23 protein-coding genes and 1 riboswitch are annotated in these 25,523 nt (G+C 56.6%); of the genes, 9 read left to right on the forward strand and 14 right to left on the reverse strand.

Annotation, left to right across the window (positions count from 1 at the left end; translation table 11 throughout):
- Positions 1–75 precede the first annotated feature (75 nt).
- Positions 76–963: an AraC family transcriptional regulator gene (locus AC0TOF_RS19060; protein WP_473769403.1), complete on the forward strand. Its 888-nt coding sequence runs from the start codon at positions 76–78 to the stop codon at positions 961–963.
- A 42-nt stretch (positions 964–1,005) separates the two neighbouring features.
- Here AC0TOF_RS19060 and AC0TOF_RS19065 read toward each other — a convergent pair whose 3' ends face one another.
- The 4 genes from AC0TOF_RS19065 to AC0TOF_RS19080 form a co-directional block, all read right to left on the reverse strand.
- Entirely contained in the window at positions 1,006–2,358 is a 1,353-nt protein-coding gene (locus AC0TOF_RS19065; RefSeq protein WP_473769404.1) for a c-type cytochrome, read from the reverse strand.
- An 11-nt stretch (positions 2,359–2,369) separates the two neighbouring features.
- Positions 2,370–4,139 (reverse strand): GMC family oxidoreductase, encoded by a 1,770-nt coding sequence (locus AC0TOF_RS19070; RefSeq protein WP_122002314.1) that lies wholly within the window; start codon positions 4,137–4,139, stop codon positions 2,370–2,372.
- Positions 4,140–4,141: 2 nt separating this feature from the next.
- On the reverse strand, positions 4,142–4,843 hold the full coding sequence (locus AC0TOF_RS19075) for a gluconate 2-dehydrogenase subunit 3 family protein (protein WP_473769405.1): 702 nt from the start codon (positions 4,841–4,843) through the stop codon (positions 4,142–4,144).
- A 272-nt stretch (positions 4,844–5,115) separates the two neighbouring features.
- Positions 5,116–6,192, reverse strand: coding sequence for an LLM class flavin-dependent oxidoreductase (locus tag AC0TOF_RS19080; protein WP_473769406.1), 1,077 nt, complete (start codon positions 6,190–6,192; stop codon positions 5,116–5,118).
- Positions 6,193–6,366: 174 nt separating this feature from the next.
- Between AC0TOF_RS19080 and AC0TOF_RS19085 the strand changes: the two genes are divergently transcribed.
- Positions 6,367–7,371 (forward strand): MsnO8 family LLM class oxidoreductase, encoded by a 1,005-nt coding sequence (locus tag AC0TOF_RS19085; protein ID WP_473769407.1) that lies wholly within the window; start codon positions 6,367–6,369, stop codon positions 7,369–7,371.
- A 141-nt stretch (positions 7,372–7,512) separates the two neighbouring features.
- Positions 7,513–7,965 carry a hypothetical protein gene (locus AC0TOF_RS19090; RefSeq protein WP_122002310.1) on the forward strand — a complete coding sequence of 151 codons (453 nt, stop codon included), beginning with the start codon at positions 7,513–7,515 and terminating at the stop codon, positions 7,963–7,965.
- Positions 7,966–8,012: 47 nt separating this feature from the next.
- On the opposite strand, the gene AC0TOF_RS19095 is transcribed toward AC0TOF_RS19090, so the two are convergent.
- The 7 genes from AC0TOF_RS19095 to AC0TOF_RS19125 form a co-directional block, all read right to left on the reverse strand.
- Positions 8,013–8,609: a DsbA family protein gene (locus tag AC0TOF_RS19095; protein WP_473769408.1), complete on the reverse strand. Its 597-nt coding sequence runs from the start codon at positions 8,607–8,609 to the stop codon at positions 8,013–8,015.
- A 35-nt stretch (positions 8,610–8,644) separates the two neighbouring features.
- A complete protein-coding gene (locus tag AC0TOF_RS19100; protein ID WP_473769409.1) occupies positions 8,645–9,574 on the reverse strand; it encodes an ABC transporter substrate-binding protein in 930 nt (309 codons plus the stop codon).
- Between the two features lie 77 nt (positions 9,575–9,651).
- Positions 9,652–10,596 (reverse strand): ABC transporter substrate-binding protein, encoded by a 945-nt coding sequence (locus AC0TOF_RS19105; protein WP_473769410.1) that lies wholly within the window; start codon positions 10,594–10,596, stop codon positions 9,652–9,654.
- A gap of 39 nt (positions 10,597–10,635) precedes the next feature.
- Complete coding sequence (locus AC0TOF_RS19110) at positions 10,636–12,423, reverse strand: amino acid ABC transporter permease/ATP-binding protein (RefSeq protein ID WP_473769411.1); 1,788 nt, start codon at positions 12,421–12,423, stop codon at positions 10,636–10,638.
- Between the two features lie 37 nt (positions 12,424–12,460).
- Positions 12,461–13,012 carry a GNAT family N-acetyltransferase gene (locus AC0TOF_RS19115; protein ID WP_473769412.1) on the reverse strand — a complete coding sequence of 184 codons (552 nt, stop codon included), beginning with the start codon at positions 13,010–13,012 and terminating at the stop codon, positions 12,461–12,463.
- A complete protein-coding gene (locus AC0TOF_RS19120) occupies positions 13,005–14,216 on the reverse strand; it encodes a M20 aminoacylase family protein (protein ID WP_473769413.1) in 1,212 nt (403 codons plus the stop codon). Before AC0TOF_RS19120 ends, AC0TOF_RS19115 begins: the two co-directional genes overlap by 8 nt.
- A gap of 12 nt (positions 14,217–14,228) precedes the next feature.
- Positions 14,229–15,578 carry an LLM class flavin-dependent oxidoreductase gene (locus tag AC0TOF_RS19125; protein WP_473769414.1) on the reverse strand — a complete coding sequence of 450 codons (1,350 nt, stop codon included), beginning with the start codon at positions 15,576–15,578 and terminating at the stop codon, positions 14,229–14,231.
- A gap of 335 nt (positions 15,579–15,913) precedes the next feature.
- On the opposite strand from AC0TOF_RS19125, the gene AC0TOF_RS19130 reads away from it, so the two are divergent.
- Positions 15,914–16,147 carry a hypothetical protein gene (locus AC0TOF_RS19130; RefSeq protein WP_473769415.1) on the forward strand — a complete coding sequence of 78 codons (234 nt, stop codon included), beginning with the start codon at positions 15,914–15,916 and terminating at the stop codon, positions 16,145–16,147.
- 94 nt (positions 16,148–16,241) lie between these two features.
- The gene (locus AC0TOF_RS19135) at positions 16,242–16,706 is read left to right on the forward strand and encodes an RrF2 family transcriptional regulator (protein ID WP_473769416.1); all 465 of its coding nucleotides are present in this window, start codon (positions 16,242–16,244) and stop codon (positions 16,704–16,706) included.
- On the opposite strand, the gene AC0TOF_RS19140 is transcribed toward AC0TOF_RS19135, so the two are convergent.
- Entirely contained in the window at positions 16,695–17,255 is a 561-nt protein-coding gene (locus AC0TOF_RS19140; protein ID WP_473769417.1) for a flavin reductase family protein, read from the reverse strand. The genes AC0TOF_RS19135 and AC0TOF_RS19140 overlap by 12 nt on opposite strands.
- A 525-nt stretch (positions 17,256–17,780) precedes the next feature.
- Here AC0TOF_RS19140 and AC0TOF_RS19145 point away from each other — a divergent pair.
- The 4 genes from AC0TOF_RS19145 (at position 17,781) to crcB (ending at position 22,389) form a co-directional block, all read left to right on the forward strand.
- Positions 17,781–19,889 (forward strand): TonB-dependent siderophore receptor, encoded by a 2,109-nt coding sequence (locus tag AC0TOF_RS19145; protein WP_473769418.1) that lies wholly within the window; start codon positions 17,781–17,783, stop codon positions 19,887–19,889.
- An 8-nt stretch (positions 19,890–19,897) separates the two neighbouring features.
- Positions 19,898–21,112 carry an MFS transporter gene (locus AC0TOF_RS19150; protein ID WP_473769419.1) on the forward strand — a complete coding sequence of 405 codons (1,215 nt, stop codon included), beginning with the start codon at positions 19,898–19,900 and terminating at the stop codon, positions 21,110–21,112.
- 89 nt (positions 21,113–21,201) lie between these two features.
- Positions 21,202–21,714, forward strand: a complete 513-nt coding sequence (locus AC0TOF_RS19155; protein ID WP_473769420.1) for a cupin domain-containing protein — start codon at positions 21,202–21,204, stop codon at positions 21,712–21,714.
- 91 nt (positions 21,715–21,805) lie between these two features.
- Positions 21,806–21,869: riboswitch (Fluoride riboswitch) on the forward strand.
- A 91-nt stretch (positions 21,870–21,960) separates the two neighbouring features.
- On the forward strand, positions 21,961–22,389 hold the full coding sequence (crcB, locus tag AC0TOF_RS19160) for a fluoride efflux transporter CrcB (RefSeq protein WP_473769421.1): 429 nt from the start codon (positions 21,961–21,963) through the stop codon (positions 22,387–22,389).
- Between the two features lie 495 nt (positions 22,390–22,884).
- On the opposite strand, the gene AC0TOF_RS19165 is transcribed toward crcB, so the two are convergent.
- A complete protein-coding gene (locus tag AC0TOF_RS19165; RefSeq protein ID WP_473769422.1) occupies positions 22,885–23,916 on the reverse strand; it encodes an AraC family transcriptional regulator in 1,032 nt (343 codons plus the stop codon).
- A 726-nt stretch (positions 23,917–24,642) separates the two neighbouring features.
- Positions 24,643–25,479 (reverse strand): DNA adenine methylase, encoded by an 837-nt coding sequence (locus tag AC0TOF_RS19170; protein ID WP_473769423.1) that lies wholly within the window; start codon positions 25,477–25,479, stop codon positions 24,643–24,645.
- Positions 25,480–25,523: the final 44 nt, after the last annotated feature.

Consider the following 25,523-nt stretch of genomic DNA (forward strand, 5'->3'; position numbering starts at 1 on the left):
CCCGCTTCACGATTGCGACACAGGCCAGCGTGATAGATAGTTGCTTTATTCCAACTTATCCGAAGCGGATCATCCATGACGTCACTGACAGACACCTATAACGAGCTTGCCGCTCTCGCGGAGCGTTTCACCGGGCAGGACGGTGAATATCGCACACCAATCGAAGGTCTGGGGATCAGCAGGCGGACGACGCCAAGCATACCGTGCCACAGCAGCTATCGGCCCTGCCTCGCCATGGTGCTGCAAGGTTCAAAATCGCTGCGCCTCGGTTCCGAGACGATCAACTACAGCAAGGGCGAATATCTGGTGACTTCGCTTGACCTGCCAGTAACATGGCGGGTGGTTGAAGCGAGCCCGGAAGCGCCGCATCTGTGTCTGGCCCTCGCCATCGACAGCGAAAAACTGACCGACCTGATCGGCCGTGTCGATGTTCGCAGACGGATGATGGCCGATGGCGATCAATGGGGGATCACCGTCAATGCCGCGCCTGCGGGATTGCTTGACGCGGTTCTGCGACTGCTGCGCCTTCTCGACAGTCCCGACGATATTCCGGTGATGGCGCCCCTGATCGAGCAGGAAATCCTTTATCGCCTTTTGACGGGTCCGGGCGGCGAACGACTGATCAACATTGCCACCGCCGACAGCCAGGCCAACCGTATAGCGCGGGCTATCGCATGGCTTCGCCAGAATTTTGCAGCACCGTTGCGGATCGAACAACTGGCCGAACACGTCAATATGAGCGCGTCGTCGTTTCACCATCATTTCAAGGCGATCACGGCAATGACGCCGGTACAGTATCAAAAGCAGCTCCGCCTGAACGAAGCCCGCAGGCTCATGCTGGTCGAGCGGCTGGATGCCGGTACGGCAGGCCATCGCGTGGGCTATCAAAGTCCCTCGCAGTTTAGTCGCGAATACAGCCGCTTCTACGGAAACCCACCCATGCGCGACATTGAAGCGGCGTAGATAACAGAACGGCGGAACTTTCGCTCCGCCGTCACTTTCTCATCAGTGGGTCTGGCTGTTGCGGACCGCTGCGACATCCGCGGCTTTCACCGGCCCTGCGCCGTTGCCCCATGCAGACCGGACAAAGGTAGCCAGTTCGGCAACTTCGTCATCCGACAGGCGGTCGGCATAGCCCTGCATGACCAGACGCATCGGACGCTTCGCCGTGGAGGGAACCTCCGCACCGTGCAGGATGATCGAGATCAGCGGCTTCGTTTCCGAGCCCGTCACCAGATCATTCCCGGCAAGCTCTGGGAAGATTCCCGGCGCGCCCTTGCCCGTCACGAAATGGCAGGCGGCGCAGTTGTCGATATAGAGGCGCGCGCCAAGCGGCATCTCGGGAGAAGCCTCCGTCAGCATCTTTGTGGTTGCTTCACCGGCGGCATCAGCCGGGGCAGCCGGCAGAGCCTTGGAAACCTTCACCGCAAAGTCCTGCGGCACTTCCACAGCCGCGCCGTCAATCCCCTTCAGGAAAGCGGCAATCGCCAGATTGTCGGCATCGGTGAGATGCTGCAGCGAGTGCTCGACCGCCAGGCCCATTTCGCCATTGGCCGTGGAATAGGAGTTGCGGCCTGTTGCAAGATAGGTCGCCAGCTCCTCGATCGACCATTTCTGCGGAGCGGAGTTTTCGCCGCGCAGCGTCGGTGCGTTCCAGCCATCGACAACACCGCCGGTGAGGAAGTCCTTATCACCAACCTGCGTGCCGCTCTGCGCCATCAGCGGATTGCGCGGGCTGTGGCAGGCGGCACAGTGAGCCGGGCCCTCGACCAGATACTGGCCGCGATCCTGTGCTTCCGACTTGCCTGCGGCCTTGAAGCCCGCTTCCTGACCGAGAGCCAGCCAGTTCCATGCACGAATGCCGAAACGCATGTTGAACGGGAAACCGAGCTTGGTTTCCTGAACGACATTGTTCACCGGCTCCACCTGATGCATGAAATAGTCATACAGCGCGCGAACGTCTTCCTCGGTCAGCTTGCGATAGTTCTCGTATGGCATTGCCGGATAGAGATGCGCGCCATCGGCACGGATGCCGTCATAGAGAGCAGCGCGAAACTGGTCGAGCGTCCAGTTTCCAATGCCGGTTTCCTTGTCCGGGGTGATGTTGGTCGTAAAGATCGTGCCCATCGGGCTTGCGATCGGGCGTCCGCCGGCAAAAGGCTTGCCGCCTTCCGCCGTATGGCAGGCCATGCAGTCAGAAGCATACATGACATATTGGCCCTGCCCTTCGGCGGGTTTCCAGTCCGCAGCCAGTTCCTTGGTCGGCTTGGTAAGCTGCACCGGCACGAAGATGAAGGCCAGCAGCGCGATAATTCCGATGACGACAAGAACGCCGATTATGCGAAGAAAAGTTTTCATCACCATTCTCCTCAGATCAGCGGACGCGGATTGGACAGGTATTGCGTGCGGATCGCATGCGCAGTCGAATAGGCAAGCCCACCCAGCAGGCCGGTCGGATTGTACTGCGTATTCTGCACGAAGTTGCCCGCACCGGTCAGGAACACGTTGTGCTTGTCCCAAGCCTGCGAATAGCGGTTGACCACGCCCTCACGCGGATTATCCGACATGATATGACCGCCCGTGTTGTGCGTCGTTTGATATGGGCGCACGTCATACTGCGCGCCTTCCTTCTTGAAGGACGACTGCATCAGGTCTGGGTTCATCGTCTTGGCCAGATCTTCCATTTTGGTCTTCATGAACTGGGTCATCCGGATATCATTCGGATTCCAGTTGAAGGTCATGCGCATCAGCGGACGGCCGTGACGGTCCTTATAGGTCGGGTCCAGATCGAGATGGTTCGTCCGGTAGGACATATGCGAACCGTGGCTGCCGATGGACATGGCATGGCCGTACCATTCGGCGATGGCCTTCTTCCATGCACCACCCCAGGCCGGTGTTCCAGACGGCAGCGGCATGCTGCGGATCGGCTGGCCGTTGGTCTGGCCTGCGCGCCAGTAGGAACCGCCGATGAAGCCTTCGCGTCCGAAATCGATCTGGTTGACACCGAAGTCGTCGATGCACATGCCATTCGCGCCGGTGCCGATAAACGGATTGAACTCCTCATCCTTGAAGAAGAGCGTCACGCCGCCATTCATCTGATAGGCATAGTTGCGCCCGGTGACGCCCTCGCCTGTTACCGGGTCGTATGGCTGGCCGATGCCGGAAAGCAGCGCCAGATGCACATTGTTGAGCGAGAACGACGCAAGAATGACGATATCGGCGGGCTGGAAGACTTCTTCCTGCGTCGCTTCGTCGAAATAGGTCACGCCCGTGGCCGTCTTGCCGTCCGGCGCCATTTCGACACGCAGAACTTCGGACTCCGTGCGATAAGAGAAATTCGGCATGCGCTTCAGCGCATCGAGAATTGCCGTCTGCGGTGACGATTTGGAGTACTGATAGCAGCCGAAGCGTTCACAGAAACCGCAGTGATTGCACGGCCCCATCTGCATGCCATATTCATTGACATAGGCGGTCGAGGCAATGCCGCCCGGCGACGGGAACGGGTGATACCCCATGCCCTGAGCCGCATCGGCAAATTTCCGTCCGTCCCAGGTCGTATGCATCGGCGGCATCGGATAATCATTGGAACGCCAGCCCTCGAATGGGTTGCCGCCCTCAACGATCTTGCCCTTGATGTTGCCTGCCTTGCCGGAAATCCCCGCGACGCGCTCGAAACGGTCGAAGAACGGCTCCAGTTCGTCATATTGGATCGGGTAATCGCCGAGAAGCATGTCTTCGGGAATGATCTGCTCGCCCCAGCGTTCCTTTACGTAGGAGCGCAGGCGCAGCTCTTCCGCTTGCGGACGCCAGTTCAGGCCGTTCCAGTGCGTGCCCGCTCCGCCGACACCGTTGCCGGGCAGAAACGAACCGAAGCTGCGGTAGGGCAAGGCAACTTCGTCCGCGTTGCGGCGGATCGTGACGGTCTGCTGGCTGGCGCGCTGCATCATCTTCAGGCGCACACCATATTTCAGCTCGTCGATCATGTTCGGATATTTGAAATCGGGGACCGTGTTCTGGTCATGCCCGCGCTCAAGCGCGACGATTTCAAGCCCTTCCTGGGCCAGTTCCATCGACAGAATGGCGCCGGTCCAGCCGAGGCCGACCACGACCACGTCTTTTTTCTTTTCCTGACGTGCCATGCTCAAGCCCTCTCGCCCTTGATCGAAACCGGACCCAGCGGGTAGCGGACATTGTAGCGTTCGACCCATTCCTTGTAGCTGCCGCGCGCACCGGGGAAGCCGATATAGCTCCACGCCTGCATGCCATGATTGCCGCCATACATCGGATCGGCGAAATAGCCTTCCTTGGTGTTCTGCAAGAGAAGCGTGAAGAAGTCGCGCAGTTCAGGCTGCAGACCGACCTCGCCTTTTTGCAATGAAGTCAACGCGGCGTCCTGCTGTTCCGCCGTCAACGCAGAGAAAGCCGCGCCGTACTTCTGCTCGCACCATGCGTTGAAGGCTGGAATGCCCTGCCGGTAAATCTGCGCAGGATTGAGGGGCGTCTGCCAGCCGCGCGTCGGATCGGCGGACGGATCGTGCGGGCCAACCATGTACCAGTCATCCGCGCGGCCGAAATCGCCTGCAAGCTGGAGATCGATGAATACGGGAACACGGGCTTCGATGGCACCGGGGCCATCGCCTTCGGACGGGATCAGTCTCGCTGTTGCGGCAAGAATGAAGGCCCATTCGATCTCATTGAAATATTGGCGTTCATATTGTTCGAGGGGAACCGGAGGAGTTTGCGGTTCTGCTTTTGCTGAGACAGCTAGTCCTGAAAGCATCACACTAGCTGCGGACGCTTTCAAAAAACTGCGACGACTCGGATATCCGGGGAGGTCGGTCATTGTCGTTTCCTGCCGATTGGTGGGTAAGACTTTTGAGGTGTTTCCGAAAAAAATCCGCAATACGCAGACGGAAAACATATACGCCCGATACACATACCTCCAGCATAGTTCAAATATCTCTTGTGCCTCAGTGGATGCAAACCAACTGCGGATCACCACGAACTAGCGCACGGATGGGCGTTGAAAAGCCCCGGCAATCCGGCGAAAACGGCAAAATAAAGACCTTTAAGCAGCTTCAGTTCACATTACCGTGAACTGAAGTGACACCGGGATTAGAATGATCCCAAAGTACGGCGAGCCTCGCGAGAAGAGATTCTCTCCTGTTCAGCGTGGCGAAGCACCGGTTTTGGCTGCAGGCGACGCGACAACAGTGCGATACGAGCGAAATCTTCAATGATCTGGATATAATCTTCAGCGGGGAACTCATAGGGCAATTCCAGCCGCAATTCTGAGACGAGCGGCAGCACGGGGTCACGTGCCAGTATTTCCAGTATCTCTTCTGCCGTGCCAACCGCATCCTGCAAATAGAGAGTGCGCCGTGGCCCGTGCGGCACACCGACACGTCTGTTTCGCTCCGCTGCATAATCCTCATAGCGACGCCGCGCCGCGGGGGTGGCGCTGTCGGTCGGCAGAATGACACGTCCCAACCCTATGCGCGGCTGCCGCTCAGGTAACCACTCGGCGCGAAAGCGTTCGATCAGGGCGCGCTGCGCGGCCAGAAAGTCATCGGTGTTCTCGCCACTGATGACATTGCCGGTCAGGAGATTGAAACCGGCCCTTCCTGCCCAGCGCGCCGAGCTTTGCGATCCGCCGCCATACCAGAGCCTATCGGTCAGCCCGCTCGCGAACGGACGCAGGCGCGGCACTTGCGCACCGGCGGCATTTCCTGCCTCGCTTGCGTCTGACAAGGGTTCCGAGCGGAGGGCCAGTGCCAGCTTTTCTGCGCGACCGTGACCATAATCGGCCTGCGGGGCCTGATCGGTATAGCCGGAAATCAGCTGCGCGAAAGGCGGCGGGCCAGCCGAGACGCCAATATTCAGGCGCCCTCCCGAAAGCACATCGACGGTGGCAAGGTCCTCCGCGAGGCGAAAGGGATTTTCGTATCCCAGTTGAATGACGGCGGTCCCAAGGCCGATCCTGCCTGTCCGTTGCGTCGCAGCGGCAAGAAAGGTCGCGGCGGAAGAAATGCCGCGTTCGAGATGCCGCTGGCGCACCCACGCACTGTCAAAACCCAGGGCTTCGCCATGCTCCAGAAGCTGAAGCGTTTCCTCCAATCCCCTGCCGGGATCGTCATCGCGATAGCTTCCGGGTGTGAGGAATGCGAAATGTTCAATATGCGATAACGGCATGAAAGGAATCCGGCTGACCTGTTGAATGTTCTCCTTTCAGGGTGCTGCCTTGCCTGCCGATTTGCACGGCATGTTCGTTTAATGAGCGCGGGAATATTGGAACATCGTTGCTCGATTCAATAGTATATAAAAATTATAGATTACTCATTGTTCAAGCCTGCCAATGAGGACCCCATGCCCTACGCCCTGAGTTTTCTCGACAAGAGCCCGATTCACGGCGATGAAACGGCGAACGATGCACTGAACCGCACGGTTGCGCTGGCGCAGTTGGCGGAGAAAGCCGGATTTCGGCGTTTCTGGGTCGCCGAGCATCACAATGCTCCGGGCCTCGCGAGTTCCGCGCCGGAAATCTTGATCGGTTTTCTTCTCGCCCGGACGGAGCGGATTAGAATCGGCTCCGGGGGAGTCATGCTTCAGCACTATAGCGCCTATAAGGTCGCCGAGAGTTTCAACCTTCTGGCTTCCTTGGCGCCGGGGCGCGTAGATCTGGGCGTGGGCAAGGCGCCGGGCGGTTTGCTGCTCTCAACCCGCGCATTGCAGGGCGCATACGACCTCGGGCGCAAACCCTCTTTTGAACAGCAGCTTGATGAGCTCGACGGTTTTCTGCGCCACCCTGACAAGGAAGCCCCCAAATCGGAAGACAGCCTCGCCGCCTATCCCCTCCCGCCTGAAGCGCCTCAGCGCTTTCTGCTTGGCGCCAGCGTCGAAAGCGCGAGGCTTGCCGCAGAGCGCGGATGGAACTTTGTCTATGCGGGACATCTGCATGGCGATGAAGCCGACATTGCCCGAGCCCTGGATGCTTACCGCAGGAAGACCGGCAAATCCGCACTTCTCGCCGTAGGCATCGTCGCGGCAGAGACTGAAGCAGAGGCCGAGAAACTCGCGAGCGATATCCGGCTGTTCCGCGTCGAGATCGAAGGCGGACAAGCAGTCAATGTCGGCAGCAGGGAACTCGCGCTCGATTATGTCCGCCAGGCAGGAGCAAGCCGCTACAAGATCGAGGAACGCACCCCGCGGGTCATTCGCGGGACGCCGCAAAAAATCCAGGCGCAATTCAATCGTCTTCATCGGGAATACGGCGTGGAGGAATTTGTGGTGGATTGCCCCCTGACCGATGGCGCGCATCGCCTGCGAACGATCGAGCTACTGGCGGCGGCACGATCGGCGATCACGGCCTGACCTTCCCTCGTGACCGCATTCCTCTCATCAGGCCGGAACCGGTACGGGGCTTTTCATGTTGAATGCCAGGGTTCAAAATGGCCAATATGACGCTGTCGCGTTTTTCACGCGACAGGAGTGAAACGACGGGAGGTCAGAAAAATGAAGGCACGCACAGCGACTGTCGGTGATCTTGAAAGCGTTTTTCACGACCTTTCAAGGCGCATGACGATTGAGTATATCGCCGCCGGCAAGGATACCAAAACCGCTTATGATAATCTGATGATGAATCTGCGGGAGGGTCGGGCGCACGCTTTGCTGCAGAATGACAAGGTGGTAGCGATCATCGCCTGGAACCAGGGCGAAGGCGCTACCGACACGCTTTTTGCCGCGAAGGAAGAGTTCTTCAACCGAAACACCGTGCGCTTCTGCAAACAGCATATACGGCAGATTCAGGCTCTGGCGGGCGATCTGCCTGTCCATTCGCGAAGCTGGCTTGATCGTTCCGATATTGTGAAGTGGTTCAAGATTATCGGGTATGAGGAAAAGGGAACCGAAAACGGAGCCCGCCTTTTTGAACTGCCCGCTCCCAACGACGGTATTGTCGCCGCATGATGCTTCGCCACCGGAGAGTGTCCGGTGGCGTTTCACGTCGCCTGCGGTTACGGAATCTCGCCGCGCAGGTGGCTTGCCAGGAAGCCGAGATTGTCCTGTCCCCAGTAGATTTCATCCTCGTAGATGTAGGTCGGAAACCCGAAGACGCCTCTTTCGGTGGCCGTCTCGCGATCACTTCGCCATTTTTCCTGAACATTCTTGTCCTGTTCACGCGACAGAAGATAAGCTCCGTTGAAGCCGGCAGCATCGGCGACAGCACGGCGGACTTCAGGCTGTCCAATTTCCTTCGCCTCTTCCCAGAAAGCATGTTGCAACGCCCGGACAAGCTGAAACCAGTTTTCCCCGTCAAGATACGCAGCAATGACCAAAAAGGAAGCTGGCGTCGGGTCGCCAAGCGCCGGACGATTTTCTAGCAGCAGCGGCTTGCCGCGAAATCTGGCCCACCGCTTCAGGTCACGAGCGCCATAGGCGCGGCGAGCATCAGGGCGATTTTTGGCGAATATTCCGCCATTCTCCTCGATGATAGTGGCCAGATGGGGCTTGATTTCAACCAGATTCCTTGAGGCCAGCTCTTCCAGAGTATCCAGCCCGAGATATGACCATGGCGATCCGATGGAAAAGAAATATTCGACAGCTTTTGGCACGTTCAATCCTTCAGTTGCAACGAACTCATGTCGGCTCAGTTGAATTTCGGCAGGCCGGGCGGATTGGTTTCGGAACGCGACAGCGCTTCTTCCTGCAAGTGCCAGCGCTTTAGAATTTCGGCATAGGTTCCGTCATCAATCAGGCCATTGGTGGCAATCGTCAGCGCATCGGCCAGACCACTGCCCTTGCGAGTAGTGATCGCGACATCGGAACGATCCGGCCACCCCGCGCTCAGGGTTCCGACCCGCTTGATATTCTTGTCGCGCGCAGCAATGAAAACGAGCTGCGCATGCGGCTGCACGATGACGTCAGCGCGTCCGGACCGGAGCGCGAGCAGGCTTGCGGCTTCATCGTCGTAATATTGCAGTTCGATTGGTTTCAGGCCTGCGGCAACGTTCTCCTCACTCCATTTGACGAGAATGCGCTCCTGATTGGTCCCCGCGCCAACAATGATGCGCAGGCCTGCGGCATCCTTCGGCTCCTTGATGGAGGTGACCGGACTGTCCGACTTGACGAAGAACCCGTGCAGGCCCTGCCGATATGTCGAAAAGTCAAATTTTTCCTTGCGTTCCTCGGTCACGCCGACATTGGAAATGACGGCATCATACTTGCCGGAAGCCAACCCGAGCGGCCAGTCGATCCACGCGACTGGAACAAGTTGCAGCTCAAGGCCTAGGCTCTCGGCAACTGCTGAAGCATATTCCGGGTCCGCGCCGACAACGGTTCTCGCGTCCGTGGCATAGGTTGCCAGTGGTGGGCCGCCGGGCGCCACGGCCACGGTAAATTTGCCGGATGTGACGAATTTGAAGTCGGCGGGAATAGCTGCGACTGCAGCGTCGTTCTTCTTTGCGTGAATACGGCCAGTCTGCTCGGGTGAGAGGTCGAAACCATCCTCAGCCATGGCAGTCAGAACCGGGAAAGTCGCCCATGCAAGGGCAGCAATCAGCAGAGCTCCAGCTCTCATGTAACTTTCTCCAGGATTACAGAAATATGCGGGCCAGCTCGCGTCCCCTCAAGCTGACCCGCCCCTCGCCCTTCGGCTCAGGAACCGCTTTTCGGCAGGCCCTGCGGGTTGGTTTTGGCTTCGGTGATGGCTTCTGGTCCAAGGTTCCAGGTATCGAGAACCTTCTGATACGCGCCGCTTGCGATCAGATCGTTTAGAACGTTGGTCAACGGCTGAGCAAGGCCGCTTCCCTTGCGCGTCGTGACGGCGATTTCAGCTGTGATCGGCCAGCCGCCGCTCACCGTGCCGGCAAGCCTCGTCTTGCCGTTAATGCCAGCGGAATAGGCTTGCGTCGCATTGACGCTGAATACGGCATCGGCCCGACCACTCTGGATAGCCAGATCCTTGACCGCATCGTCATCGTAATATTGCACCTCAACTGCTTTCAAACCGGCAGCCACGTTCTGGCGGTCCCATTCCAGCAGGATTTTCTCCTGATTGGTGCCTGCATCGGTGATAATCTTGAGGCCCGCAATATCAGCCGGAGACTTGATCTCGCCGATCTTGCTGTCGAACTTCACATAAAAGCCAAGCTCGTCCTTGCGATAGGTGGAGAAATCGAATTTCTCCTTGCGCTCTTCCGTGACCGTCACATTCGAAATCACCGCATCGAACTTGCCCGAAAAAAGGCCAAGCGGCCAGTCGGCCCACGCCACGGAAACCAGTTCCAGCTTGCGCCCCAGACTGTCGGCGATGACCTGCGCCAGATCGACGTCGTAGCCGATGACGGTCTTGGAATCCGACGCATAATCATGGAGCGGCAGATGCCCGCTGGTGCTAATGCCGATGGTCAGAACACCGTCCTTGACGAACTTGAAATCCTTTACCTCTTCCACGCGCTTGTCGATCTTCTCGACGCGCAGCCGGTTCGGCTGTTCGGGGCTAAGATCAAATTTCCCCTCGCTGTGCGCAGCGGCAGAGCCAAGCAACGCAGTTGCGATAATCCCGGCGGTCCAGTAGCTCGCCTTTCTGATAAATGTCATTTCCCATCTCCTTGTTGTGTCAATTCTTCCAGCGCCGGTTCAAAGAACCTTGGCCAGAAATTCGCGTGTGCGCGGATGCTGCGCGTCGTTGAAAATGCGGGATGGCGGACCGGCTTCTACGATCTGTCCGGCTTCCATGAAGACGACCGTATCGGCCACTTCACGTGCAAAGCCGATCTCATGCGTGACGATGACAAGCGTGGTCCCGGTGCGGGCAAGTTCCTTGATGACGTCGAGAACTTCACCAACCAGTTCCGGATCGAGCGCCGAAGTCGGCTCGTCAAAGAGGATGACCTTGGGGCGCAACGCCAATGCCCGGGCGATCGCCACGCGTTGCTGCTGTCCGCCGGACAATTGGCGCGGATAGGCTTCCGCCTTGTCGCCTAGGCCGACGCGAGCCAGCAGATCGCGCGCCAGCTGGACCGCCGCATCACGTGAGAGGCCACGCACCTGGATCGGTGCTTCAATGATGTTTTCAACCACCGTCATGTGCGGAAAGAGATTGAAGTTCTGGAACACCATCGCGATATCGGCGCGACGCTTGAGGATGTCCTTCTCCTTCAGCTCATAAAGCGTGTCTCCGTCCTGACGATAACCGACCAATGCGCCATCGACGGAAATGAAGCCTTCATCCACGCGCTCCAGATGATTGATCGAACGCAGCAGCGTGGACTTGCCGGAACCTGACGGGCCAAGAATTGCCGTCACGCTGCCAGCCGGAATAGACAGTTCCACATGCTTCAACACCGTATTCGTGCCGAACCGCTTGGAAATGTCATGAATATGGATTGATGCGCCCGCAGACACGGTGCCGGCATCGCGAAAACCGGCGACGGGGACTGCACGCTGCACCTGCCCGATTGACGCCGGTATCGGAAGCGAGTGGCGCTTGAAGCGCTGAAGGAAAGCCACGAACGGCAGGGGAACCGGATTGCGAAGCGCACCCTTGGCGAAATAGCGCTCTATGTAATATTGCGCCACCGAAAGCACGGTCATGATGACCAGATACCAGACGGTTGCCACCATCAGCAGCGGGATAACTTCCAGATTGCGCCGGTAGATCACCTGAACCGTGTAGAACAGTTCCGGCAGGGCCAGCACGTAAACCATGGACGTGCCCTTGGCGAGACCGATGATCTCGTTGAAACCCGTCGGAAGGATGGAGCGCATCGCCTGCGGCAAGACAATCCGCAAGGCTTGGCGGTTGCGCGGCAGGCCGAGCGCCGCCGCAGCTTCGTGCTGGCCCTGATCGACGGAAAGAATACCGCCGCGCACGATTTCGGCAAAGAATGCCGACTGGTTCAGCGTCAGGCCTAGAAAGGCCGCTGCAAACGGCGTCAGCAATTGCACGGTGGGATAATTGAACAATATCTGGTCTGTGAACGGCACGCTCAGCGTAATGTTTGCATAAAGATAACCCAGATTGTTCAAGATGAGTAGCAATACGATCAGCGGGATCGAGCGCAACAGCCAGATGTAACCCCAGGAAAGGCCTGAAAGCAGCGGCGACCTGGAGACACGCGCCAGCGCCAGCAATGTGCCGAGAATGGAGCCTGAAACAGCAGCGAGGGCCGTCAGCAGCAGCGTTCGCCCGAGGCCGACGAGCACCGGTTCGGCAAAGAACCATTCTGCAAAAACGTTCCAACCCCATTGAGGATTGGTGAAGATCGAATAGAGCACAAGCCCGATCACAAGGGCTGCGAACAGGCTTCCGGCCAAACGCGCCGGATGTCTTGCCGGAACGATCCTGTAGCGCGAATAGTCCTGCCTGCGCTCCACCGGGCGGGTTGCAATCTGCACGTTCGAGAATTCTGTCGTTACTGCCATCTGGTCATTCCTTGGCCTTCACGCCTTGCGGTGAGGTTCACCGGCTGGCGATATGTTGTCCGTCCGTGATGCGATGATCGGTGCCGAGCCCCGGTGAAGCGGCCAGATGGCCGATCTCCTTTTCAAAGGGCAGCGTCTTGTAAATCTCGGGGTCTGCACCCGTATCGAAAAGCGCCGTATAGCCGTTGTTGAGATAGAGACCGACGGCTTCAGGTTGACGGAAACCGGTCGTCAGATAGATGCGGGAATAGCCCTGCCTCGCCGCCTGCTCTTCCAGTTCGACCAGCAGCTTGCGCGCCAGTCCCTGCCGTCGCAGGTCCGACCGTGTCCAAATGCGCTTGAACTCCGCGGTGCGCGCATCGAATACCTTGAAGGCACCGCCACCAATGGTTTCTCCGTTGCGGATCAGCAACACGAAATTGCCGCTCGGAGGTGCGAACGCTTCGGGCGGATAGCGGTTCATTTCCGCCACCGCACCTTCCGCGTTGAAATAGGTGCCGTATCGGCTGTCATATTCATACAAAAGCTCGTCGATGAGCGGCTTTGCACGGGGATCGAGAGGGCCGGTGTATAAAAAACTGTCACTCATCAGCTTCACCGTCTGTTTCTTTGAGGAAGGTTTCGGCAAGCCGCACCCAATAGAGGGCAGCTGGCGCGATGATCTGGTCGTTGAAATCGTATTCGGCACTGTGCAGCGGGGCACTGTCGCCGTTACCGACGAAAAGGTAGCTGCCGGGCTTTGCCTGCAACATGAAGGCGAAATCCTCGCTGGCGGTGCGGGGCAAAAATGTCTGGTCAATACTGCTTTCGCCAAGGGCATCGACCGCAACCTTGCGGGCAAACGCCGTTTCTGCGGTCGGGTTGACGACGGATGGAAAGCCCAGCCTATAATCAACCTCTGCGACGGCGCCGAAGCTTTCCGCCTGCGCCCGGGCAAGCGACGGGATGCGTATCTGCAATCTGCGCCGCACATCTTCGCTGTAGGAGCGGATCGTCAGTTGAAGCTCTACCGAACCAGGAATGACGTTTGAGGCTTCACCGCCGTGGATGGAGCCGACCGTGACAACCGCCATTTCGCGTGGATCGACGTTGCGTGAAACCACGCTTTGCATGGTGGTGATGATTGACGCGGCGGTTACGATAGGATCGACCGCATTATGCGGTTCGGCTCCGTGGCCACCTTCGCCGATGACCTTGATGACCGCCTTGTCGACCGACGCCATAGCTGGCCCGGCGACAAACCCGAATTGTCCTGTGGGGATGCCTGGCCAGTTGTGCAATCCGAACACAGCATCGGCGGGAAACTGCTCGAAAAGCCCTTCGCTTATCATCTTGCGTGCTCCGGCACCGATTTCCTCTGCCGGTTGAAAAACAAGATCAAGCGTACCGCTGAAGTTCCCTTCCTCAGCCAGATATCGGGCCGCCGCGAGCAGGATCGTCGTGTGCCCGTCATGGCCACAAGCGTGCATTACACCTTTGTTTCGGCTGGCATAGGGAAGCCCCGTTACCTCTTCAATCGGAAGAGCATCCATGTCGGCCCTGATCGCGAGACGGCGTTGTCCCCGCCGCCGTGCCAGAGTTGCCACCACACCCGTTCCTGCAATTCCCGTCGTGACGTCATAGCCCCAGGAGGCGAGTTTTGAAGCAACGAGACGGCTCGTGCGATGCTCGTTGAAAGCAAGCTCCGGATGCTGATGAATGTCATGGCGAAGCGCTATGAATTCATCGAGATGCGCGCCAATGCTTTCTTTCGCTGCATCGAGCCTGTTGCGGGATCGGGAGGTGACATCCATGAAACCGGCTCCTCAGGCTCGCGCGGCCTTGCTTGCCGGTTGTTCCGCCACAGATGAGTAGCGGCTTTCGTGGAACGGCAATCCCAGATGATCGCGCAGCGTTTCACCGCGCAGTTCCGGGGTGAAATAGCCACGCTCTTCGAGGATCGGCAGGACGTATCGGATGAAGTCGTCCAGGCCTTCCGCAATGACGGGAAAGCCCAAAATGAAGCCATCGGCAGCTTCGGTCTCCACCCAGTCTATCAGCTCGTCAGCAATGGCTTCCGCCGTGCCAATAAATGCGGTGCGCGGGGTTGCCACATCAAGCGCGATCTCGCGCAATGTTGCGCCGGTTTCCCTCGCCGTTTTCTTGATGCGATCTGTCGTGGCGCGGAAACTGTTCTTGCCGATTTCGCCAAGTTCAGGGAAAGGCTCATCGAGCGGATAGATGCTGAAATCGTGATGGTCGAAGAAGCGGCCGAGATAAAGCAGTGCCTCATCGACCGAAACCAGATTACGGATCGCCTGATATTTTGCCTCAGCTTCTTCCTGCGTGCGCCCGACAATCGGGCCGATACCGGGGAAAATCCCGACATCGGAAGAACTGCGCCCTTGAGCAACGGCGCTTTGCTTTACCTGCCGGTAGAAAGCCTGTACTTCCTCGATCCTGGCACCGTTCGTAAACACCGCATCGGCATGTTTTCCTGCCAGCCGGATTCCGGAATCCGATGATCCCGCTTGAAACACCACTGGCTGCCCCTGCCGTGAGCGGCTGATATTCAGCGGCCCTTCGACATTGAAGAAGCGTCCCTTGTGATTGATGCGGTGCAATTTGCTTTTATCGACATAGATGCCGGTTTCGCGATCGCGAACAAAAGCATCGTCATCCCAGGAGTCCCATAGCCCCTTGATAACGTCGAGATACTCGTCCGCAATTTCATAGCGCAGTTCGTGTTCCGGATGCGGGCGACCGTAATTGCGGCCAGAACCTTCCAGCGGTGAGGTCACGGCATTCCACCCGGCGCGTCCGCCGGAAATGAGGTCCAGCGAAGCAAACTGGCGCGCAATGGTGAACGGATCGCTGTAGGACGTCGATACCGTACCCACGAGGCCAATTTTCGAGGTGGAAGCAGCAAGTGCCGAGAGAATCGAGATCGGTTCAAAGCGGTTCAGGAAATGCGGTATTGACTGCTCGTTCACGTAAAGTCCGTCGGCAACGAAGGCGAAGGCGATCCCGGCTGCTTCTGCCTTGCGTGCGGCATTGACGAAGAATTCGAAATTGGTACTCGCATCGGCAGGACCGCTTGGATGCTTCCACGCATTCATATGGCCGCCCGCCCCCTGCAGCATGACGCCAAACGTGATTTGCTTTCGTTCACCCATGTCATTTCTCCAAGGAAGAGTTTCGACGCCGCGCGTCCATTCTGCGGTTTCCAGCAGGGCTGCAAACGCATTATGCAACCAGCCGCTTTCCATGGAGATCAGCGTAAGCACCCCTCGGCCTGCCGATAAGAAAAGTAATTCTATAATTTTTATATACTTTAAAAATTGCAGCACCGACTGCGTCAAAAATTCTTAAAGTATCAATGAAAACAATGTGTTATTTCTATGCTGGAATTATTCTCGTCCCTTGTGAAACTCATAAAAGCAAAATCCGACTGCAAAAAACCCGATTTTGAGAAGCCTGTTCCTTGATGACAAAGGTTTGGTAACTCACCATGCATGACATGGATATGAGCTTTGTCTATATTGCCATCGCGCTACTTCCGTTCCTGCTGTGGAGCGCAATCATCTTTGCGCTGTCGGATGTACACGCCGATTACCAAGATCGTGAACAGGCGGACGATGATCGCCCGACCGATGACCAAATGGCCGATGTCGTGACGATCCCCTACGGGGTGATCTTCCCGCTCTATTATCACACACCGAGCGCATCGCGCGAAATCGGCTGAAACCCGTGCGCGCGGCCCCCGGCCAATCATGTCAGGCTATTAATTCTCTCGAATTCGTGCAAAAGCAGTCCGGCGAAACATCGGCGGAGCGCGTATGCTTACCAAGAAGGGCAAATATGGTCTGAAGGCACTGGCCCACCTCGCCGCCCTTGAGCCGGGTGAAAGCGCATTCGTCGCCGAAATTGCCGCCCGGAACAATATTTCCAAGAAGTTTCTCGACGCGATCCTGCTGGAGCTGCGCAATGACGGGATTCTGCGGTCCAAGAAAGGTCCCGGCGGCGGCTACAGTCTTTCCAAACCGGCGTCCGAGATTACCATCGGGCAAGTCGTCCGCGTTCTCGACGGGCCGCTGGCGCCGATCCGCTGTGCAAGCCGCACGGCTTACGAGCCATGCGACGACTGTGATGATCATCGCACCTGCCAGGTGCGTCGTTCCATGCTGCTGGTGCGAGAAGCAATCGCTGGCGTTCTTGACACAATGACGCTCGAACAGTTTGCACGCAATGGCGGGCTGGAAGATGACGGTTCTGCACCCGCATGGGCGCAGCTAAGTGCCTGAAAGTGCATTGAGAAGGCGATAGTCGCCATTGTGATAAAGGAGCGGTTCACCCGAGCCGATTACGATTTTCAGAACGCGCCCGATCACGATCGCATGGGTGTGTCGCTCAATGACGTCTTCGACCGCGCAATCGATTGACGCCAGTGAGCCCGCCAACGCCAGCGCCCCGCTTTCAAGCGAATACCATTCGGCGCTCGCATAGCGCTCAACACCCTTGATGCCACCTTTGCCCGCAAAACGATCTGCGATTGCCTGCTGGCCGGAAGACAACACATTCACGCAGAAATGGTTGTGACGGCTAATTGCTGACCAGACTGACGAACCGCGATTGATGTTGACAATGATCGTCGGCGGCTCGACCGAAAGAGCCGTAGCCGATGTCACCGTCGCGCCTGTGCGGCCATTGTCGTAACCCGCTGTAACGACGCTAACACCACCGGCGAGGTGGCGCATTGCTGCCTTCAATTCGCCGGGAGAAACCTCAATATCCTCCGACTGATCGATATAGTGGGGCGCACTGGCGCCCGGATATGTCACCGTTAATCCCATGTCGGATCCTCTCAAAAAACGAACTGGGCAACTTCTAGCATGCATGAAAATGCCCACCGAGATTGTTCTTTCCATAGTTCGAATGAAATTTGGAAAACTGCGCTAATCCTGCGGATATACTGGCCTGCGCATCAAGATTACTGGAGACCGGTCTCAAGCTGACATGGCCAGAGGTTCTCTTGCACCTGTCGACTTTAGACCCGTCGCGAAATGGCCATGCACTGGCGAGCTTGGGCAAAGCCGCCATAGTGTGAGTCCATCGGCAGGCAACCGGTCTCGCTGCCGGACGACGCCTGCAACCATTGTTCGCAGGCACTCAACTTCCGCCATACTGGGTTGCGGCGACGCAAGCAAAGTGTTGCAGATTAATCGCAGCCGCCAGCTTGCCCTGAGTTTTCCCCTCCGATTGCTCGCTATTAATTGTTGACATTAACACTCCATTTTATAGTTGAGTGATACACTCCTATTTAATGTCGTCGAGATGGGGCTCTCGCGACATGAAGCGTTTTGATCCGAGGGACACACATGCATTTCAATTCCCGTCACGGTCGGCTGTCTCTGGCTTTGGCCTCAACCGCCCTTCTTGCTTCGACTGCGATTTCGCTTGCTCAGGATAGCGCGCAGCCACTCGTTCTCGACACGGTCACGATCCAGTCGCAGAGCAACGACACCCTCGTTCAAGATGGCTATGTCGCCAAGAAGGATCGCGAAGGCACAAAGATCGACACGGATATCGTCAGGATTCCACAGTCGATTTCGGTTATCACCCAGCGCCAGATGGAGGATCAGAAACCGATCACGCTCAATGACGCATTGAGCTACACGGCGAGCGCCAATCCCAACAATTTCGGTTTCGATACACGCTACGACGCATTCTATCTGCGTGGCTTCCCGGCCTATTACACCGGCATGTTCCGCGACGGTCTGCGCATCATCAATGGCCCATCCGCCTGGCTGAAAACCGAGCCCTACGGCATTGAGGGCATAACCGTACTGAAGGGGCCTGCCTCCTCCCTTTATGGCGTCAGCGGCCCCGGCGGCATTGTCAACGTCGTTACCAAGCGCCCGAAGGAAGAAGAGTTCCGCGAAGTCGAATTGCTTTTCGGCAATCACAATCGCTATCAGGCAGCTTTCGACCTTTCGGGGCCTGGCAATGAAGACAAGACGTTCCTCTATCGTATCACCGGCCTCGGCCGCATAAGCGATACGGAACTACCCGGCTATCCGGACGACAAATATTACATTGCACCGTCCTTCACCATAAAGCCGGATGAAGACACGCGCTTCACATTCCTCAGCGAGTTTTCCCGCTCAGTAACCGGCGGCACGGCTGCATTCTACAATCCGTCTTATGGCGAGGTTTCCAACCTCTATGAAGGCGATCCGAACTATAATGATTTCGTGCAGAAGCAGGGCCGCATCGGCTACGAATTCGAGCATCGCTTCAACGATCTCCTGACCGTTCGCCAGAATGTCCGTTACAGCGATGTCGATGCCGACCTCGAATATAGCGGCCATTATCTGCCCGAAGACAGCATTGATCTTGCCCGCTATTGGGGACATTACAAGGAGCGCATGAAGAATTTTGTCGTCGACACGATGGCGCAGTTCGATTTCGAAACCGGTGCCCTGACCCACAAGGCGATCGCCGGTATCGACTATGCCTGGTCGGACTACAAGGTCCATAGCGGCCTTTCCTATGTGTCCGTTGAAGACATCCGTGCAATGGATATTCCCTTTAACGGTGCACAGAAGATGAATCAGGTCGGCATCTATGCGCATGACCAGATCGAGTGGGACAACCTGACGGTCTTCGGAAGTGGCCGCTATGACTGGGTGAAATCGACCACCACGGATGCTGACTATACCGATACCAGACAGGACGACAGCGCGTTCTCGGGCCGCATCGGCGTCGCTTACAAGACGGAATGGGGCCTTATTCCCTACGTCAATTACTCGACCTCGTTCTCTCCCAATATCGGTTTCGTCTATGACGACGTCATGAGCGACGACAAGCGCGTCGCCAATCCGACCATCGGACGGCAAAAAGAGATCGGCGTCAAATATGAGGTTCCCGGCTACAATGCCGTCATCAGCGCTTCGCTGTTCGATATCGACCAGAAGGACGGCATCGTGCTCGATGCGTCTTCAGGCATCAACAAGCAGCGCCAGCTCGACCTGAACTCACGCGGCTTTGAGCTTGAAGCCAATGCCACGCTCGATAACGGCATCGGCATCATCGCTTCCTACACCCACTTGCGGGTCAAGATCGACAAGGGCGCGGAAGGCACCGTCGGCAATGAACTTTCAGGCACGCCGAACGATGTTCTATCGCTCTGGGGCAACTACAAGATCGAGAACGGCGTGCTTGCGGGTCTCGGTCTCGGTTCCGGCATTCGTTACGTCAGCTCCAGCTATGGCGACGACCAGAACAGCTTCAAGAACGATTCCCGCATCATGGTCGATGCCGCCCTTTCCTATGATTTCGGCTACCAGAATCCGAAGCTTGAAGGCGTTCTGTTGCAGGTCAATGCCAAGAACATCTTCGACAATCGCGACCCTGTCTGCACCGCGGGCTATTGCTATCAACAGGAAGGCCGTCAGGTCTTCGGCAGCCTGCGTTACCGCTTCTGATCAACGCTATGGAACGGATTGAAAAAGCACCGTCACCGATCGCCGTGTTTGCGACGATCGGTGGCCTCTACATCGCCCAAAGCGTGATCGGCGGCATGACGTGGACTGGCTTGCCGGCGATCATGCGCGATAATGGCGTATCGCTCGACCAGATCGGCCTTGTTTCACTCCTCATTCTACCCTGGGCGTTCAAATTTCTCTGGGCACCTGCGGTCGAACGTTTCCGCCTGCCTCCGGCGGGCAAAACCCGCACCGCCACCATCATTCTTGGCGGCGGCATCTTGTCCGTCCTATGCCTTCTTGCCATCGGCTTCGTCGATCCTGGGAAGGTCTATCTGCTGCTCACTATTCTTGCTATCGTTGCTTTTGCCACGGCCACCATGGACATTGCCTGTGACGGCTTTGCAGTGCAAAGCCTGTCGCCGGAGAACTACGGTTGGGGCAATGCGGCACAGGTGGGCGGCGCCTATCTTGGGTCCGCCATCGGTGCGGGTGTTTTTCTGATCCTCGTCGACAAAGCCGGCTGGCAGCTCGCCATATGGGCCATGGCGGCAGTCCTCGTACTGCTGGGCCTGCCCTTCGCACTCTTTTCGCGCGGCCGCGACAGGGTCGAAGACCGTTCGCATACCCCTTCCCTGCTTGCAGCATGGCGGCGACCAGAGATCAGACGCGGCCTTGCGGCGGCTGCGGTCTATGTGATTGCGCAAAAGGCCGGACTGGCAATGCTCGGCCCTTTTCTTATCGATGCCGGACTTGACCTTACAACAGTCGGAATTTTGAACGGAGCTGGCAGCATGTTCATCGGCCTTGCCGCAGCGCTGGCTGGTGGCTGGTTGGTTCGCGTGTTCGGCGTTCGCGGCATTCTAGTCGCTGCCCTGCTGTTGCAGGCTTTGTGCTTCCTGTTCTTTGCACTCCATTCCGCCGACAAGAACGCGGGCCTCGCCCTCATCGCAGTCGCGGTTGCAAGCTCATCCGGCGTCGTGGCGCTGGGTTTCGTCGCGCTTTATGCGCAGTTTATGCACTGGTCAGACCCGAAACAGGCGGGTGTGGACTTCACCCTGTTCCAGTGCATGGACGCTCTGATCAGCATGGCGGGCGGTGTCGCATCGGGCTATCTGGCACAATATTTCGGATATGGCCCTTTCTTCGCGGGCGTCGGCGCCATCGCAATTCTCGCAGTGCCGCTGATGTGGAAACTCTGCCGCGCGCGCTCATCGCATTAGTTGCATATAGCGATCGATTTCGCCCATGCTTTAACCGAATTCTGACGATTGGCCGCTATCTGAGAGGTAGCAGCCAATCGGGGGAAATCATGGCTTGGAAATTTATGTTTGCAAGTGCAGTTCTTGCTGTCGCTCGAACCATGCCGGGGATCTTCATCGCGCACAAGGGGCCAGCTGTGGTCTCCGACAATGCAATGGAAATGGAATTGAAACCCGCACCGATCAATCCTGACTGGGTGCTGGAAGGCAATCCGCATGCCCGCTCCAGCGAGCAATCGGCAAGCAAGGACAGGGCAGCCTATACGGCTGTTTGGGATTGCACCGCAGGCACCTTCCGCTGGTATTTCGGTTGGGACGAAACCGTCTATATCCTTGAAGGCGAAGTCCACGTCACCGATGCTGACGGCGGCACACGCACCTTGCGGTCGGGTGACGTTGCCTATTTTCGCGGCGGCACATGGGCAACCTGGAAAATCGAAAACTATCTGCGCAAGGTCGCCTTCATGCGGCGCACCTTGCCAGCGCCGGCTTCATTCATCTATCGCGCAAGCGACGCCGCAAAACGCCGTCTAGGCCGCCGTAAAAGCGGCGCTCTCAACTGATTGTCGGTTTGCAATTCGGTGGGCGCTGCCATCCCCCGTCAGATTGACGGGCGGTCCCAATTTTCTGTATAAATCCCCGATGGCTTTCGCCATACGTGATGGGAATGGGGTTCTCCCGAAACTGCCAGCAATTGGCTGATGACTCCTGCTTGAATTGAAACAGGAGAAGAGTGCGATGCCGCGTGAAGCAAGAACCAGGCTTCCAGATGGCAAAGCCTCTAACCATTATTGAATGGACATAGAACAATGCAAGCAACTCTCATGGTGGCGCTTGGCGGGGCGATCGGAAGCGTCGCGCGATACTGGCTGACCCTCTTGATGTTGCCGATAAGCCGTGAACTTCCCTGGGGTACCATCGTCATAAATATCGTCGGTTCGTTTGCGATCTCGTTTTTCGGCGCGTTGACACTGGAACAAGGCCGCTTTCCTGTACCTGAAATCTGGCGCATCGCCTTCATGGTCGGCGTGTGCGGCGGCTTCACCACTTTCTCGTCATTCAGCCTCCAGACAATGGATCTCCTCCGGGCAGGCCAACCCGCCAAGGCATTATTCAATATCGGCTTTTCGGTTGTGCTATGCCTCATCGCCGTTTGGCTCGGATTACTCGCTGCAGAACGCTTCAATGGCGGTATCGAACAGGTCGCTCAGAATGCGATCGAAGAAGAAGCTTCCTGAAGTTATAAAAAAGGGCCATTGAAAGCCCTCCATCCGTTTTGTTCTACGCATTATCCAGAACAAAACTTCTTCAAACCTTTTATCGATCCGCAACAATATTTTTGGCAATGTTGAGATAATAGTTATACAAAAAACAGATATATGTATATTACACAATTACTATATACACCATTTCGAAATAAGTCTCGATCACGGCAGCGATTGAATTGACTATCGATTAGTTTGCCAGTATAAATTATGATATAATTTATATATATAATATTTTAGGATATAATGAATATGGAAATAGATACATTATCTTTCCTTCAATCACTTGCATTATTTGCAGTCGTCGTAGCGATAATGTTCATGATTTTTATTGGCATCAACACCAATGGGACCTTGTAAATATTTTGAGCTTGCCCCGTCAAGCCCGCAGGCCGAACCTCGCATGTTTGACGGCAACAAACGTATAGCCCCCCGCGGCGATCATAATAGTGCCCTGCCTGAATATAGCTATAACTGGACGGCCTGGTTGCGGACACCTACGAAATACGCCATCAAATCAGGGTTCGGTCGCATGCCTGATGGAAAAATAAGTTTTGCTTCCCGCGCTTCACTTGGCGTGACACCAAAGCGCGCGCGAAACCCTCGCAGAAACTGATTACTGCTGGAGAAGCCGCAGCTGAAGGCGATCTCCGAAATAAAGCGGGACGGACGATCTGTCCTGGTTAATTCCAGAAAAGCTGCATCTAGCCGCATATCTCGCAGAACCTTGGCGACGCCGCCATCAGCCGCAAAAGCGCGATAAAGATGGGAGCGCGATACGTTAAAGCGACGCTGAATGAGTACCAAAGACATTTCCGGCAGATGGATGTTCTGCGACATGAACTCCAGCACCCGTTGCCGTAACACCAACCCGAGCGGTGAGGAGTAATCATCGGATTGTTCCGATTCTTCTCCCCTTAACGCAGCCGCCAGCAATCCGATGACAGCTTCTTCAACCGCTGCTGCCTGCGCATCGGACAACGAAGGGCTGAGGGCATAGAGCCCACCGAGGCAGGTGACCAGATATTGGGTCATTGGCTGTCCCGCCTTTAGAACGACCCCATGAAGGTTTCTAAATCCAACAGCTTTTTCGAGGGGTTTGCGGCTGATCAGGACGGAATCTCTGTGACCCGCTTCGGTTTGGCTTCTCAGCGTCTGCGTCAAATCTGTGATCAAGATATCACCGACATCCGCCTTGACATTGACTCCGTTGAAATCGCCTCTCATGCCGCCTGAGGTCGCAATCTGCACGAAATAATAATCCAGACCACCCTGCACGATGCTCCGGCGATCCCGACTGAAACTTTGGTTGTTGAATGTCGTCGATCCCACCACCAGAGAACCGAGTGGGCGCGCTCGAAGTATGCCCTCCAGTGGTGTGTGCCATTCATCCGGGACGGGTGATGGCTCAAAAATCGGCCCCGTCGTGGCCCGCCAGAAATCGGTGCGATCCTTGCTTTCAACCATCGCGGTTGAAATGAATATGTCGTTAGCGGTCATGACAGTTCTGACCGCGCCCAGCCAGATTCTCCGGCAGGGATGGTATGAACATTGAGCATCGACAACAACAATTGCAAACCATGCCCCCGTTTGAACTTCCACCTCGTTTGAGACGTACGGACGACCGAAAAGAGATGAAATGTCGACATATTCTCTGCCCTTCTTTCCGGATATATGTATTTTGCCTTTCGTCTTCCATCCATTCAGAAAAGCAATGGCTGGAATACAGGCAAAAAAACGTCTCCTCAGGTTAGGGGGCAATATATTGACCACAATTGGCGCAGCACCATAACATTTGCTGAACCGGATAGCATCACTGTTTTAAGCAGCGGGGAGGACATGCTTAATAGCTTCACTGGCATCGACCGAAAGCATCAATGTTCGTCAACAAGTTTGCAAAATTAATTCATGATTTTATGGCGGAGGGGGTGTCAGTAGATCTAATATGGATATCTATTTGAAAAATAAGCTTTAAAAGCAGAGACCTTTTCCAAGGAAATACACAACTATATACACAAAAAATTCTGCCAAATCGGCTGCAGTTCGCGGCATCATTAACCTAACACGAATGCCGCGAAGCCTCCAGCACCGGCTTAGAAGGCGGTAACATATGTCGCAATTTCAGCGGAAGTTCCAACTTTCGCCGGGCTGGTAAGGCCCCGAAAATTACGAAAGTTGGAACGATACCGCTGTCACCTTCGTCCGTTTGAAGGGAACTGCAGCCCACTATTCAGGCAGGTTCGGCACTGCCGGCAGCTTGCGATCCATGATGATAACCTCGCCCACCGGCTTTGCCTGACCGCTCCCGATCGTATAGGTCAATGCTACATCACAGATCTTGAAGGCTGAGAAGATCGACCGGACTTCCGGCGTATCGTTCAGCGAAACCATGAAGCGTCCTTTGATGTTCTCCATGCGCGCCGCGATGCGCTCGAAGTCAGCCCGGCTGAATACGTCCTTTCCATAATCAGTCTCGCAGCCGAAGTATGGCGGATCCATATAAAACAGCGTTCCGGGTGCATCATAGCGATCGATGAAATCAGACCATGACAGGTTCTCGATCTGGACCCCGGCAAGCCGCTCGTGGATTTCTTCCAGCAGCGGCCCCAGCCGCGTAACGTTGAACCGTGCAGATCCGCCCGTGTCGACGCCATAATTGCGCCCCGTCACCTTGCCACCGAATGCGAGGCGTTGGAGGTATAGGAACCGGGCAGCGCGTTCCAGATCCGTTAGTGTCGATGGATCGCAGGCCTTCAGGCGCTCGAACTCGCGCCGGCTTGTGATCTGGAACTTGAGCATCTCCATGAACTGAGGATAGTGCCGCTGCAGGATCCTGAAGAGCGTAATCACATCACCGGAGATATCGTTGATGACCTCGCACTTCGGCGCGAGCCGTCGGCGAAAGAACACACCGCCCATACCGACGAATGGTTCGGCATAGACCGAGTGCGGGATCTGTTCGATGACTGACGCCACACGCTGCGCCAGCTGCTTCTTGCCGCCGATGTAGCTTGCTGCCGGCGAAACTGGATGAACGGACGTAAAAGAGAACCCTTCTTGCATTTTTATTAACCTGTAATGGCCAGTATGCCCGCGCCCGCAAGGGT

Source organism: Ochrobactrum sp. PL_is501, assembly GCF_055816895.1.